Consider the following 14,091-nt stretch of genomic DNA (forward strand, 5'->3'; position numbering starts at 1 on the left):
CTTGTTGTTGGCTCTGTATTGCAGTGCAGCATGCTAGCATCCAAGAACCCCCCAGATACAAACAGGTGACGAGTGCGCGCAGATTCTTCAACTTCCCTTCGCGTGGTGATAGCCACGCGCGAAAGCCGGCTGGCGCTGTGGCAGGCCGAACATGTCAAGGCCCTGCTGGAGGCACGTCTGGGCTGGCAGGTGGCGCTGCTGGGTATGACCACGCTGGGCGACCAGATATTGGACCGTTCGCTGAGCAAGGTTGGCGGCAAGGGCCTGTTTGTCAAGGAGCTGGAAACCGCGCTGCTCGACGGCCGCGCCGATATCGCCGTGCATTCGCTCAAGGATGTGCCCATGGACCTGCCGGAAGGTTTTGCCCTGGCCTGTGTGCTCGAACGCGAGGACCCGCGCGACGCCTTGGTGTCCAATGATTTTTCGTCGCTGGCCGAATTGCCGCCGGGCGCCGTGGTCGGGACTTCCAGCCTGCGCCGGCTGGTGCTGCTCAAAAACCTGCGTCCCGACCTGAAGATCGAACCGCTGCGCGGCAACCTCGACACCCGCCTGCGCAAGCTTGACGATGGTCACTACCAGGCGATCGTGCTGGCGGCCGCTGGCCTCAAGCGTCTCGGTCTGGCATCGCGCATCCGTCAGGCCTTCGAGCCCGAGCAGATGTTGCCGGCCGCCGGGCAGGGTGCACTCGGCATCGAAGTGCGCGCTGATCGGCAGGACTTGCTGGCCGCGCTGGGCCGGCTGGCGCACCAGCCGACCTGGCTGGCGGTGACGGCCGAACGCACGGTCTCGCGCGCCATGGGCGGCAGCTGCTCTATGCCGCTGGCCGCTTTCATCCGTGGGCCGCAGTCCGCGCAGATGCGGCTTGAAGCGGCCTGGGGCGAGCCGGGTCCTGACGGCCAGGGCGTGGTCGGCGCGCCGCTGGTGCGCGCTGACCACAGCGCCAGCGTAACGACGTTTGCCGAAGCCGAAGCGCTGGGCGAGCAGGTCGCCGCCTCGCTGCGCGCCAGCGGCGCGGTGTGGGCCGCCCAGCCTGAACCTGGATTCCGCAATTGACCGCTTGCCACCGCTGGCTACCCCGCATGAATAGAGAGTTTTGCTGTCACGACAAGCGTCACCACCTGGGTGGGAAGCGCTACGCACCCCATCGGGCCGCGCTGCGGCACGCTGGCGGCGTTGCTCCTTCTTGCGGGCATCAGCCCGCAGCGTCGTCGTGCCTTGCCAGCGCACTGCATCACAGCCCGCTCGGGCGCGTCCAACTGCGGAATCCAGGTTGACCCCCCCCCGCGTCATCGTCACCCGGCCCGAGCGCGAAGCCGCGCGCTGGGTGGCATTGCTGGCGCAGCGCGGCCTGCCGGCCGAGGCGTTGCCGCTGATTCGTATTGAGGCGCTGCCGGTCTCGCCAGCGCTGCAGCAAGCCTGGCGCGACATCGACCGGTATGCCGCACTGATGTTTGTCAGCGGCAATGCGGTGGAGGCCTTTTTTGCATCAAATCAGGCTTCAGCCCATACCGGACGGGCGCAAGCAGCTATTGATTTGATAGCGAATGAAGGCCCGCGTTACATGGCGCCTGGCCCCGGCACGGTGGCAGCGCTGCGGGAGGCCGGTATCTCCGACTCGCGCATTGATGCCCCCGCGCTGGATGCCGGCCAGTTTGATTCCGAGGCGCTGTGGGCGGTGGTCGCCGGCCGACCCTGGCAGGGTCGGCGCGTGCTGATCGTGCGCGGGCAGGGCGCCGGTGCGGAGATGGCGGGCGCATCCAATGGGCGGGACTGGCTGGCGCGGCAACTGGCGGCGGCGGGGGCCTTGCCTGAATTTCTTGCGGTCTACCAACGCAGCGCGCCGCTGTTCACGTCGCAGCAGCGCAAAACAATGGCGGACGCTGCGGCGGACGGATCGGTCTGGCTTTTCAGCAGTTCCGAGGCGGCCGGCCACCTGCCAGCGCAGGACTGGTCGCAGGCCCGCGCGGTCGCGACCCACCCCCGCATCGCCGTGGCCGTACGCGCCGTCGGCTGGGGCGTTGTTGCAGAGTCACGCCCTGCAGTCGATGATATTGTGGCCTCGATAGAATCCATGCAACCATGAGCGACAGCGAATCCCTCCCCCCCCCTTTGCCTGCGCCGGCTGCGCTGGTGCCGGTGGCGGCCGTGCCCGCAGGCGCTGGCGTGCCCAGGCGCTGGCTGTTTGTGACCGGGGTGGTGGCTGTTGCTGGCGTGGTGTTGAGTGCCCTGTTGTGGCAAAAACTCGGCAATATTCAGGAAGAGCTGGCGCGGCGTAGCAATGATTCGACGGCACAGTCGATTGAGGCGCGCACGCTGGCGCGCCAGGCCCAAGAGGGCACGCGCGAACTGACGGCGCGGCTGGCCCTGCTGGAGACACGGCTCAGCGAGGTCAGCCTGCAGCGCAGCCAGCTTGAGGAACTGATGCAAAGCCTGTCGCGCTCGCGCGATGAGAACCTGGTGGTGGACATGGAGTCGGCCCTGCGGCTGGCCCAGCAGCAGGCGCAACTGACCGGCAGCGCCGAGCCCATGTTGGCGGCGCTCAAGTCAGCCGACCAGCGGCTGGCACGCGCCGCCCAGCCGCGCCTGAACCCGCTGCAGCGCGCGATCGCCCGTGACGTGGAGCGCATCAAGGCCACCACCGTGACCGATGTGCCCGGCCTGCTGCTCAAGCTTGACGAACTGACGCGGCTGGTGGATGAGTTGCCGCTGGCCAATGCGATGCCGGTGGCGAGCAACATGCGCCCACCCGTCGCAGCGCCCGCACCGGCCCGCGCGGCCTCCGCCGACGCGCCCTCAAGCAACCCCGTGCGCAGGGTGTTCGACCGACTCGCCTTGCAGGCCTGGTGGCAGAACACCTGGCAGGGCGTGCGTGATGAGGTGCGCAATCTGCTGCGGGTCAGCCGCATCGACCAGCCCGACGCAGCCCTGCTGGCGCCCGAACAATCGTTTTTCCTGCGCGAGAACCTCAAGCTCAAGCTGCTCAATGCGCGCCTGGGCCTGCTGTCGAGGCAGACCGCCAGCGCGCGAGCCGACCTGACCAGCGCGTCGGCCATGCTGGTTAAATTCTTTGACCCGGCTTCACGCAGGACGCAGGCGGCCGGCCAGTTGCTGCAGCAGGTGCAAACCCAGATGAAATCCAGCGAGCTGCCGCGCCTGGACGAAACCCTGGCCGCCCTGGCCACTGCGGCGGCGGGCCGTTAGGCACAGCCATGCGCAGCGCACTCTGGCTCCTGGCCCTGTTCGGCATCGCAGTGGCGGTGGCGCTGGTGGCTGGCAACAACCAGGCGGTGGTCACCCTGTTCTGGCCGCCGCACCGCATTGACATCTCCTTCAACCTGCTGGTGCTGTTACTGGCCGGTTTGTTCACGCTGCTGTATGTCGCGCTGCGCGCTTCGGCGGCGGTGTTTTCGCTGCCGGCCGAAGCCCGGCGCTGGCGCGCGCAGCAAAAAGAAAGGGCGATGTACGCGGCCTTCATGGACGCGCTGTCGCACCTGATGGCCGGGCGCTTCATCCGTGCCTCCAAACTCGCGCAGAACGCCATCACGCAGGAAAAAAGTCTGAGCGAACTGGCGCGCACCTCCAGTGATGTCAGCAGCTACAACGCCGCGCGGGCGACGCAGCTGCGGCTGCTGGCCCATCTGCTGGCTGCCGAAAGCGCGCAGTCACTGCAGAACAAGGCGCTGCGCGAAAAGCATTTGCAGCAGGCGCTGGAAAGCAGCAGCCACCGCATCGCCGAGGAGACCCGCGAAGGCGTGCAACTGCGCGCCGCACGCTGGGCGCTGGATGACCGCGATCCGAACGGTGCGCTGGAGTTGCTGGGCCAGTTGCCGCAGGGCGCGGCGCGCCGCACGCTGGCGCTGCGCACCCGGCTGCGGGCGACGCGGCAGGCCAAGCAGACACCGCAGGCGCTGGACACCGCGCGCCTGCTGGCCAAACACCGGGCGTTTTCGCCAGGCGCCGCACAAAGCATCGTGCGCGGGCTGGCGCTGGAGCTGCTGGGCGGCGCGCACGATCCGGCGCAACTGCAGACCGCGTGGCAGTCGCTGGATGCCGCCGAGCGCGCCATGCCCGAGCTGGTGATCCATGCCGCATCGCGCCTGATGGCATTGCATGGCGACGCCAACCTGGCGCGCTCCTGGCTGCTGCAGGTCTGGGAGCCGGTGATGCAGCCACGCTCGGACATCAGCGACAACTTGCGTATCAAGCTGATCCAGGTGCTCGAGCAGGGTCTGGACTCCATCGACGCGGCCTGGCTGGCGCGGATCGAGGCCGCGCAGCAGCAACGCCCGCGCGATGCCAATCTGCAGTACCTGGCGGGCATGGCCTGCCTGAAGCGCCAGCTCTGGGGCAAGGCCCAGCAACTGCTGTCCCAGGCCGCCATGGCTTTGCAAGACGCTTCTTTGCACCGCAATGCCTGGCGTGCGTTGGCGCTGCTGGCAGAGCAGCGCGAAGACCCGGTTTCTGCTGCGCAGGCTTACAAGCGGGCAGCAAAGGTTTAGTTTCCCTGTTCCGGCTGTGGGCCCGGATGAGGTGTGGCTCGACCACCCGGTTGGTTGTCATCCGGACTTGATCCCGAAGCCATGTGGGCGTACCTCTGTCTCATCCGTTCGGGCTGAGCTTGTCGAAGCCGCGTTTCTTCTTTCAAGCTTCTTTGGTTCGCTGATGCCTGTTGGCCGGGGGTTGCCCGCCGGGGCGAGACCCGGCTTGCTGGCTCACCCAGGAAGTCGATGCTTGCGATGGCTTTACTTCCATTCCGCCGCGATGCAAGCTACCGGCGGAAAAAAGGCAGCCCAGGAGCTGCCTTTGATCAGAGTGCCCCGCCGGGCACAACCGGCAGATTACTCTGCGCGTTCACCGGCGGCCGGTGCCGTCGCAGCAGCCTGCTCGAAGGGCAGGGTCGTGTCGCGTAGATCGCGTTTGGTCTCGACCAGCACCAGCGGACCGCTGTCCAGTCGCGCTGCCGGCGCGCGTTCGCGTGGCACGTGGATGGGCTTGGGTTCGGCAGCCATCGTGGCCTCAACTTCGGCGATCTTGCTGGCGTCCGAGTTGACCCACTGCAGGCCGGAGGACTGAGCCACCTGGGCCAGGTCCTGCAGCGGCAGGTCGTAACCCTGCACCTTCGGCAGCGCGCGGCCGGCCGGTGCGGCGGGTGCTGCCACCACGACGGGGGCGGCAGCCACGGATGCGGCTTGCGGCGCCACCTGGGGGACGCTTGCCGGCTCGGCCTGCGCTACGAATTCAGGAGCGGCCAACGCCCGTGTTTCATGGGCTGCAGGCTGATTTGGTTCGAAATTTTGAACAAAAACGGCCGGTGTGACAGCCTCCGCGCTGCCTTCTGCCGGCTGTTCGCCACGTTCGCGGCGGTCGCGGCCGTAACGGTCACGGCTGCGGCGCTCGCGCGGCTGGCGGTCCTGGCCTTCTTCGCCGTCGGTACGGGGCAACACGTCGGTCGAGGATGCTGGCGCCACCGGGTTGCCAGCTTCGTCCATGCTGGCCACGACGGCCGGGTGGGCCGCGTCAAAGCTGTCGGCCTGGGCGCCGGCGACTGGAGCGGCGCTGCCGTCTGTGCGTTCCCCCCGGTCGTCACGGCGTTCGTTGCGGCGGCCATTGCTGCGTTCGCCACGCTCACCTCGTTCGCCGCGCTCACGTCGGCCCTGGCCTTCTGGGCGGGCTTCGTTGTTGCGGTTACCGTCCTGGCGTTCGCCGTCAGCACCGGCTTCGACAGTGCGTTCCTGGCGCGGCGAGGTGTCGCCAGCCATCGCTGCAGCCATGGCCGCCTGGTTGGCCAAAGCCTGTTCCTGCTGTTCGGCATCACGCGGTGCGCGCTCGCCGCGCTCGCCACGTTCACCACCGCGACCGCGGCGCCCACGGCCTTCACGGCCCTCCGCGCCGGCGGTCTGGCCGTCCACACGTTCCGGACGCTCGCCGCGTGGCTCACGCGGCTGCTCGTTGCGTTCACTGACCGGGCGCTCCTGACGCTGGCCTTCACCACGGCCTTCACGGCCTTCGGTAACGGGACGGTCACCGCGGCCCTCCGCACGTTCACGGCGCTCACCGCTGCGACCTTCACCACGCTCGCTGCGGGCTTCGCGTGGCTGGTCTGGGCGGCCTTCGCTGCGGGGTTCACTGGCACGGCTTTCGCCGCGTCCGCCGCGTCCACCCCGGCGTCCGTCACGGGCGCCGCGTTCACCGCTGCGTTCGCCGCGTCCGTCCCGGCGGGCTTCGCCGCCGCGTTCGTCTTTTTTCTCTTCACGGGCCGGGGCGGCCACGGGAGCGGTGTCGGCCCCGACAAAAAATTCCTTGAGCTTGGCAAAGAAGCTTTTTTCGGCAGGCGCGGCAGCCACGGCACGGGCCGGCGCCTGAGCAACCGGTGCAGCGGCCACCGGCGTGGGTTTGGGAATCGCCTGCGGGGCCGGTGCGTCGGGCAACACACCCTTGATGACCGGTTCCTGCTTGTTGTGTTTTTCCTGGCTGCGGCGCGTGACCGTGGTCGGGTCTTCCCTCTCTTCGGCCATCTTGTAGCTGGCTTCGATGTTGTCCAGGCGCGGGTCGTCGTGTTTCAGGCGCTCGAGTTTGTAGTTCGGTGTTTCCAGCGTCTTGTTGGGCACCAGCAGCACGTTGATGCGCTGCTTCATTTCGATCTTGGCGATCTCCGAACGTTTTTCGTTCAACAGGAAAGACGCCACATCGACCGGCACCTGGCACAGCACCGAGGCCGTGCTGTCCTTCATCGACTCTTCCTGGATGATGCGCAGGATCTGCAGCGCCGAGCTTTCGGTGTCGCGGATATGGCCGGAGCCGCCGCAACGCGGGCAGGGAATCGATGCGCCCTCATTGAGCGCAGGGCGCAGGCGCTGGCGGCTCATTTCCATCAGGCCGAACTTGCTGATGGTGCCGAACTGCACACGCGCGCGGTCCTGGCGCAGCGCATCGCGCAGGCGGTTTTCAACATCGCGGCGGTTGCGCGACTCTTCCATGTCGATGAAGTCGATGACGATCAGGCCGCCGAGGTCGCGCAAACGCATCTGGCGCGCGACTTCGTCGGCGGCTTCCAGGTTGGTGCGGGTGGCGGTCTCTTCAATGTCGCCGCCCTTGATGGCGCGGGCCGAGTTGACGTCCACCGAGACCAGCGCTTCGGTGTGGTCGATCACGATGGCGCCGCCGGAAGGGAGCTGCACGGTGCGGGCATAAGCCGACTCGATCTGGTGCTCGATCTGGAAGCGGCTGAACAGCGGTGCGTCGTCGCGGTAACGCTTGACGCGGTGCTCGTGCTCGGGCATCACGTGGGCCATGAACTGGCGCGCCTGCTCATAGACGTCGTCGGTGTCGAACAGGATGTCGCCGATGTCGCTGTTGAAGTAGTCGCGGATGGCGCGAATCACCAGGCTCGATTCCTGGTAAATCAGGAAGGCGCCCTTGCCGCCCTTGCCGGCGCCGTCAATCGCGGTCCAGAGCTTGATCAGGTAGTTCAGATCCCACTGCAGCTCGGCTGCACTGCGGCCGATGCCGGCGGTGCGCGCAATGATGCTGGCGCCGGCCGGGTATTCCAGCTGGTCCATGTTTTCCTTGAGCTCGGCCCGGTCCTCGCCCTCGATGCGGCGGCTGACGCCACCGCCGCGCGGGTTGTTGGGCATCAGCACCACATAACGGCCTGCCAGCGAGACAAAGGTCGTCAGGGCCGCGCCCTTGTTGCCGCGTTCTTCCTTCTCGACCTGGACCAGGATTTCCTGGCCTTCGCGGATCACGTCCTGGATGCGCGCCTGGCTGACCGGCACACCTTGAGCGAAGTACTGCTTGGAGATTTCCTTGAACGGCAGAAAGCCGTGGCGGTCTTCGCCGTAGTCGACAAAACAGGCTTCGAGCGAGGGCTCGACGCGTGTCACAACGGCCTTGTAGATGTTGCCCTTGCGCTGTTCGCGCCCTTCAATTTCGATTTCGTAGTCGAGGAGTTTTTGTCCGTCGACGATGGCCAGGCGGCGTTCTTCCGACTGGGTGGCATTGACCAGCATGCGTTTCATGGGGTTTCCTTGGTTCTTCTCTGTCTCACATCACTGCCCGAAAAACGGGCAAACGACGCCAGGAGCAGACGTTGTGCGAACGTGGGGAATTGCCGGAGAGCCTTTGACGGCGCGACAGCGAACCGGAATGAACCGGTTAGCTGCGCTGTCTGGGCGTAGGCGCGTGGATGGGGCGAAGCGGGGTCCGACGGGTCAGTGCTACAAATTCAGTAGCTGCTTGCGCCCGCAGGACAAGGGCTGGCGGCTGATTCATGCCAAAAAGCGGGGCTAAAAAGCGCCGCAGGCATGTGTTCATCAGTACGACCAGTGTTGTCAAGAGGCTACCCATTCAAAGATCAGATTTCGCTGCTATCCGTGTCCAGCCTGCGGGGCTGAACACATCGTATTCCGTAGTTGTGTTCGCAAAACGCCGACTCGTCTGCACAACATTCTCCTGCCGCCGGGTGCCTGGCACCGTGCGCTTGCAGGCAATTGCTGCCAGTGGCGTCGACCTTCCAGCAAGGCTGTTGGCAGTGGGTTGATGGGTGTGTGGACTAAACTCCCAGACAAATCAACCACTTACAGCTTGTCGCTAGTGAAACACATTATAGGCGCAGGTTCAGCCAAAACAGCCCGTCCGGGGAAACCCGCAAACGCTGACGTAGCGGGGGGCGCCGTGCCCGCAGCCGCGCTGCAGCACCCCTCTGCTGCACCTGACAAGGCAGCCCTGCAAGTCACATTTGTAACCGTCGACGAGGACTCGGCCGGCCAGCGGCTGGACAATTTTTTGATCCGCCAGCTTAAAGGTGTGCCCAAAACCCATGTCTACCGCATCATTCGCAGCGGCGAGGTTCGCATCAACAAGGGCCGGGTGCAGGCCGACACCCGGATTGCGGCCGGCGATGTGCTGCGCCTGCCGCCGGTGCGGACCTCGGAGCGCGCCGGGCAGAAAGCTGAAGCCATGGCGGTCGAGAGCGCGCGGCATGGCGCGGCGTCAACCACGGGCGGCTATGCGCCCTCGCGTGAATTTCCCATCCTGTTCGAGGACGACCATGCGCTGGGCATAGACAAGCCGGCCGGTGTGGCCGTGCACGGCGGCAGCGGCGTGGCCTTCGGCGTGATCGAACAATTGCGCATGGCGCGGCCGGACGCGCACTTTCTGGAACTGGTGCACCGGCTGGACCGCGAAACCAGTGGCATCCTGCTGGTCGCCAAAAAACGGGTGGCGCTGAAAAACCTGCAGGAGCAGTTTCGCGAACGCGAGACCGACAAGATTTACCTGGCGATGGTCAAAGGCGCCTGGCCGGCCAACAAAAAGGTGCTGGACAAGCCGCTGCAGAAATACCTGTTGGCGGACGGCGAGCGCCGCGTTCAGGTGGTGGGCAAGGAGCATCCCGACGGCATGCGTGCCGTGACGCTGATCAAGGTGAAAGGCGTGGCGCCGGATGGCAGCTTCAGCCTGCTCGAAGTCACCCTCAAGACCGGTCGCACCCACCAGATCCGCGTCCACCTGGCCAGCGAGGGCCACCCGATCGCCGGCGACGACAAGTATGGCGATTTCGAACTCAACAAGACCCTGCAAAAAGAAGCATCCGGCGCTACGCTCAAACGCATGTTTCTTCATGCCTGGCGGTTAAAGTTCACCCATCCGTCCAGCGGCAAACGCATAGAGTTGCTGGCCGCGCTCCCCCCCGATCTCGAGAGTTTCACGACCCATGCCGTCTCCCTCCAAGCCACTGACCTTTGACCTGATTGCCTTCGACTGGGACGGCACGCTGTTCGATTCCACCAAAATCATCGTGCGCTGCATCCAGGCTGCGGTACGCGACGTGGGCGGCACGGTGCCGACCGACGAGGCGGCGGGCTATGTGATCGGCCTGGGCCTGATGCAGGCGCTGGCGCATGCCGCTCCCGACGTGCCGGAGAGCAAATACCCCGAACTCGGCGCGCGTTACCGGCATCACTACATTGCCCACCAGAACGACATCAGCCTGTTTGAGGGCGTGTTGCCCTTGCTGGCCGCGCTGAAGGCGCGCGGCCACAAACTGGCCGTGGCCACCGGCAAAAGCCGGCATGGGCTGGACGAGGCGCTGCAGGCGGTCGAGCTCAAGGGCCGTTTTGATGCCTCGCGCACCGCCGACGAAACTGCCGGCAAGCCGCATCCGCGCATGCTGCATGAGCTGATCGACCAGTTCGGCGTGACGCCGGCGCGTACGCTGATGATTGGTGACACCACGCACGACCTGCAGATGGCGGGGAACGCCGGCTGCGCCAGCGTCGGTGTCAGTTACGGTGCGCATGAATTCGCGGCCTTTGAGGCGCTCAAGCCGCGTTTTATCGCGCATTCGGTGGCCGAGCTGCAGGGCTGGCTGGCGCTCCATGGCTGAAGCCGGCGGCGCCAACTCCGCGCTGATGGCGCTGTGCCGCAGCCCGGAACTGGCCGACGGCGGGCAAGCCGTGCCTTTCGACGTGAACTACGCCGGCCAGACCTGCCGGGCCTTTGCGGTCCGCTTCGAGGGTCGGCCGCACGCCTACCTTAACCGTTGCACCCATGTGGCGATGGAGCTGGACTGGCAGCCGAACCGGGTCTTCGATAACAGCGGCCAGTGGCTGCTGTGCGCCAGCCACGGTGCGGCTTACCGCCCCGACACCGGTGCCTGCAGCGGCGGCCCCTGCCAAGGCGGGCTGGTCAAAATAGACCTTAGCGAGCGTGATGGACTTGTTTTCTGGCATACCTCCTACAAACTGAAGGCAATCGAGTTCTAAACTACCTGCTATGAATGATTCAAACCGCAACGACCCCTACGACGACCCGGATTACGATCCAAATCGGCCTCCAGCCCATGTCGGAGCTGCGTCAGTAGCTCCTGAAAACATAGCAAAGCGCAGGTCGGCCGATCCCGCGCTCAAGCCCGGCTGGGAGCGTGCCACGCTGGAGAAACTGGCGTTTGCGGCCCTGAACGAGCAAAAGGCCACGCGCCGCTGGAAAACGTTTGTCCGCCTGTCCTGGCTGGCGTTTTTTGTGTTCCTGGTCTGGTTCGCGATGCATCGCAGCACCACCACCAGCGTGACCACGCCGCACACGGCGGTGGTCGAAATCAAGGGTGAGATTGCCGCCGGCGCCGATGCCAGCGCCGAGTTTGTCAATGCCGCGCTGCGTGCCGCCTTTGAAGACGAAGGCGCCAAGGCGGTGGTGTTGCTGATCAACTCGCCCGGCGGCAGCCCGGTGCAGGCCGGCATGATGAGCGATGAAATCCTCCGCCTGAAAGCCAAACACAAAAAGCCGGTGTATGCCGTGGTCGAGGAGACCTGCGCTTCCGCCGCCTACTACGTGGCCGCCTCGGCCGACCAGATTTTTGTCGACAAGGCCAGCATTGTCGGCAGCATTGGCGTGTTGATGGACGGGTTTGGGTTCACCGGCCTGATGGACAAGGTCGGCGTCGAGCGCCGCCTGCTGACCGCGGGCGACAACAAGGGTTTCCTGGATCCGTTCAGCCCCCAGACCGAACAGCAACGCGCTTATGCGCAGACCATGCTGAACCAGATTCACCAGCAGTTCATCACCGTCGTCAAAGCTGGCCGCGGCAAGCGCCTGAAGGAAACGCCAGACATGTTCAGCGGCCTGTTCTGGACCGGCCAGCAGGCGGTTGAACTGGGCCTGGCCGACAATGTGGGTTCGCTCGAGTATGTGGCGCGCGAGATCGTCAAGACCGAGGAAATCATCGACTACACGCGCCGTGAAAACGTCGCCGAGCGCCTGGCCAAGCGTTTTGGCGCGGCGATTGGTGATGGCGTGATCCGCAGCCTCAAGGCGATTCCCTCGATTCGTTGAGCCCTGGTGCACGCCATTAAAAAGCCCGCTTGATGCGGGCTTTTTTGCCGCCGCAGGCAGGCTTCAGCGCCCGATACAAAACACCGTCGGCAAGCCCAGCGGCGGCGCCGGTTTGTCGCGCTTCCAGGCGCTCAGCAGTGCGCTGTACGACCAGCCTGTCGGCAGGCTCAGGCCGCAGCTCAGGGCCAGGCGGGTGTTGGCCTGCAGGGTCTGCAGCAGCGCCTGCAGCAGGGCGGTGTTGCGGTAGGGCGTTTCGATGAAGATCTGCGTCTGGCCGGTTTTGAGCGCCAACGATTCGAGTTCGCGGATGCGCTGGCTGCGCTCACCGCCGTCTTGCGGCAAATAACCGACAAACGCGAAGTTCTGGCCGTTCAGCCCGCTGGCGGCCAGCGCCAGCATCAGCGACATGGGCCCGGTCAGCGGCAAGACCCGGATGCCCAGTTCATGCGCTGCGCGGACGACCGAGGAGCCCGGGTCGGCAATCGCCGGCATGCCGGCTTCGCTGACCAGGCCGATGTTGTGGCCGTCCAGCGCGGCCTTGAGCAGTGGCCTGGCGTCGAAACCGCCGCCGTGGTCGCCTTTTTTATGCACTTCACGCGGCAACTCGGTGATCTGCAGCGCTTGCACCGGCTGCAGCAGCGGCTGTACCTCGCCGACCCGTTTCAGGTAGGCGCGTGTGCTTTTGGCATTTTCACAAATCCAGCAGGGCAGCGTGGCCGCAATCTGCAGTGTGCCCAGCGGGATCACGTCCTGCAGCGGCGCCTGGACATCGCAGCCGAAGTCCAGCGGCGCCGGAACCAGGTAGAGCCGGCCTTTGGGCGACGCGCTCATGACTTGGCCCCAGGCGTGGCCAGCAACGTGATGCCGGCCGCGCGCATCATGCGGCAGGTGCGTATCAGCGGCAGGCCGACCAGCGCGGTCGGGTCGTCGCTTTCAATCGATTCCAGCAGAGCGATGCCCAGGCCTTCGCTTTTAGCGCTGCCGGCGCAGTCGTAGGGCTGCTCGATGCGCAGGTAGGTCTCAATTTCGTCATCACTTAATTCGCGAAATGCGACTTTCACGGCAGCGAGTTCGACCTGCTCGAAGCCGCTTTCAGCGCAGACCACGGCCACGGCGGTCTGGAAAATCACGGCCTGGCCGCGCATCTGGCGCAACTGGGCCACCGCGCGTTCGTGATTGCCGGGTTTGCCCAGCGGCAGGCCGTTCAGGTCTGCGACCTGGTCAGAACCGATCACTACCGCTTGGGGAAAGTTAGCGGCCACTGCGCGGGCTTTGGCCAAGGCCAGACGCAGCGCCAGCTCTGCCGGGGCTTCGCCGGGCAGCGGGGTTTCGTCGACCTCGGGGGACACGACATCGAAAGGAATCGCCAGGCGCGCCAGCAATTCCTGGCGATAGCGCGAGCTGGAGCCGAGGATCACAGGGCGGGCGTTCGTGCCAGGTAGGGCAGTGCGGTCAGGGTCGGCGGGAGAAGGGCTCATGCGCTGATTCTCTTACACTGCTTGCCATGTCGAAAAATTTGAACGCCCAGCGCCTCAACATGCCTGCCTTTGCCCAGGCGGGCGAATCGCTGGTGGAACTCACGCCGCTACAAAATATGGAGCGCCTGGCCCAGGAAATACATGGGTCAGCGCCTGATTTGATCGTCAACTGGCGCGCCACCGGCGAATTGCGCGCACGCACCGGCGCCGACGACGATGTCTGGGTGCACCTGGAAGCCAAAACCAGCCTGCCGCTGACCTGCCAGCGTTGCATGGGCGCCGTGGCGACGTCGCTAAAAATCGATCAGTGGTACCGGTTTGTGGCCGATGAAGACATCGCCATGGCCGAGGATGACGCGTCTGAGGAGGATTTACTGGTGATGGCGCCGCAGTTCGACCTGCTGGCCGTGGTCGAGGATGAATTGCTGATGGCCCTGCCGCTGGTGCCGATGCACGAGACCTGTCCGGTCAGCCCGGTGTTCAGCGCTGGCGAGGCTGAACTGGCGCCGCCGGATGGCGCGGCGCAGGTCAAACCGCATCCGTTTGCAGCCCTGGCCCAGCTAAAAAAACCTAAATAAGAGCAATTCACCGGCTGGTTTCGGGCGCCCTGGCAGGCGGTCTTTCTGGGTGGATGCTGCAGGGGCAGCCTTTTCCAACGTGGTATGAGCCTGAGCAGAGGCCTGTATTTCCAATCAGGAATGAGCCTGAAGCCGTAATTTGAGGTGACTTTTGGTGAGTGGGTTGATCATCCCAAGAATGGTGATCAACATGGATGAGTCCCAGC

General features: G+C 65.4%; 12 protein-coding genes. 9 read left to right on the top strand and 3 right to left on the bottom strand.

Annotated features, from left to right (window positions below; genetic code table 11):
* Positions 1-72 precede the first annotated feature (72 nt).
* From hemC to Q8O29_RS11130, 4 genes are all read left to right on the top strand, one after another.
* A complete protein-coding gene (hemC, locus tag Q8O29_RS11115) occupies positions 73-1,053 on the top strand; it encodes a hydroxymethylbilane synthase (RefSeq protein WP_305562744.1) in 981 nt (326 codons plus the stop codon).
* Between the two features lie 217 nt (positions 1,054-1,270).
* A complete protein-coding gene (locus Q8O29_RS11120) occupies positions 1,271-2,083 on the top strand; it encodes a uroporphyrinogen-III synthase (protein WP_305562746.1) in 813 nt (270 codons plus the stop codon).
* The gene (locus tag Q8O29_RS11125) at positions 2,080-3,201 is read left to right on the top strand and encodes a uroporphyrinogen-III C-methyltransferase (protein WP_305562748.1); all 1,122 of its coding nucleotides are present in this window, start codon (positions 2,080-2,082) and stop codon (positions 3,199-3,201) included. The genes Q8O29_RS11120 and Q8O29_RS11125 overlap by 4 nt, the downstream gene beginning before the upstream one ends.
* 8 nt (positions 3,202-3,209) lie before the next feature.
* Positions 3,210-4,499, top strand: a complete 1,290-nt coding sequence (locus Q8O29_RS11130; RefSeq protein WP_305562752.1) for a heme biosynthesis HemY N-terminal domain-containing protein — start codon at positions 3,210-3,212, stop codon at positions 4,497-4,499.
* Positions 4,500-4,838: 339 nt separating this feature from the next.
* Here the strand turns inward: Q8O29_RS11130 and Q8O29_RS11135 are convergent, their stop codons facing one another.
* Positions 4,839-8,018, bottom strand: a complete 3,180-nt coding sequence (locus Q8O29_RS11135) for an Rne/Rng family ribonuclease (protein ID WP_305562754.1) — start codon at positions 8,016-8,018, stop codon at positions 4,839-4,841.
* Positions 8,019-8,592: 574 nt separating this feature from the next.
* On the opposite strand from Q8O29_RS11135, the gene Q8O29_RS11140 reads away from it, so the two are divergent.
* From Q8O29_RS11140 to Q8O29_RS11155, 4 genes are read left to right on the top strand one after another with little or no spacing between them, the layout of a single operon-like run.
* Positions 8,593-9,744, top strand: coding sequence for an RluA family pseudouridine synthase (locus Q8O29_RS11140; RefSeq protein WP_371134216.1), 1,152 nt, complete (start codon positions 8,593-8,595; stop codon positions 9,742-9,744).
* A complete protein-coding gene (locus tag Q8O29_RS11145) occupies positions 9,713-10,384 on the top strand; it encodes an HAD family hydrolase (RefSeq protein WP_305562758.1) in 672 nt (223 codons plus the stop codon). The genes Q8O29_RS11140 and Q8O29_RS11145 overlap by 32 nt, the downstream gene beginning before the upstream one ends.
* Complete coding sequence (locus Q8O29_RS11150) at positions 10,377-10,763, top strand: Rieske 2Fe-2S domain-containing protein (RefSeq protein ID WP_305562760.1); 387 nt, start codon at positions 10,377-10,379, stop codon at positions 10,761-10,763. Before Q8O29_RS11145 ends, Q8O29_RS11150 begins: the two co-directional genes overlap by 8 nt.
* Before the next feature lie 10 nt (positions 10,764-10,773).
* The gene (locus Q8O29_RS11155) at positions 10,774-11,829 is read left to right on the top strand and encodes a S49 family peptidase (RefSeq protein ID WP_305562762.1); all 1,056 of its coding nucleotides are present in this window, start codon (positions 10,774-10,776) and stop codon (positions 11,827-11,829) included.
* Between the two features lie 63 nt (positions 11,830-11,892).
* Here Q8O29_RS11155 and Q8O29_RS11160 read toward each other — a convergent pair whose 3' ends face one another.
* Together Q8O29_RS11160 and Q8O29_RS11165 are read right to left on the bottom strand one after the other, a co-directional pair.
* Complete coding sequence (locus tag Q8O29_RS11160; protein WP_305562764.1) at positions 11,893-12,660, bottom strand: SAM-dependent methyltransferase; 768 nt, start codon at positions 12,658-12,660, stop codon at positions 11,893-11,895.
* Positions 12,657-13,307 carry a Maf family nucleotide pyrophosphatase gene (locus tag Q8O29_RS11165; RefSeq protein ID WP_305562766.1) on the bottom strand — a complete coding sequence of 217 codons (651 nt, stop codon included), beginning with the start codon at positions 13,305-13,307 and terminating at the stop codon, positions 12,657-12,659. Before Q8O29_RS11165 ends, Q8O29_RS11160 begins: the two co-directional genes overlap by 4 nt.
* Positions 13,308-13,333: 26 nt before the next feature.
* Here Q8O29_RS11165 and Q8O29_RS11170 point away from each other — a divergent pair, with 26 nt between their 5' ends.
* Positions 13,334-13,885: a DUF177 domain-containing protein gene (locus tag Q8O29_RS11170; RefSeq protein WP_305562768.1), complete on the top strand. Its 552-nt coding sequence runs from the start codon at positions 13,334-13,336 to the stop codon at positions 13,883-13,885.
* Positions 13,886-14,091: the final 206 nt, after the last annotated feature.

Origin of the sequence: Polaromonas sp. (genome assembly GCF_030689685.1) — a bacterium.
In the GTDB taxonomy this organism is placed as follows: Bacteria; Pseudomonadota; Gammaproteobacteria; order Burkholderiales; family Burkholderiaceae_C; genus Polaromonas.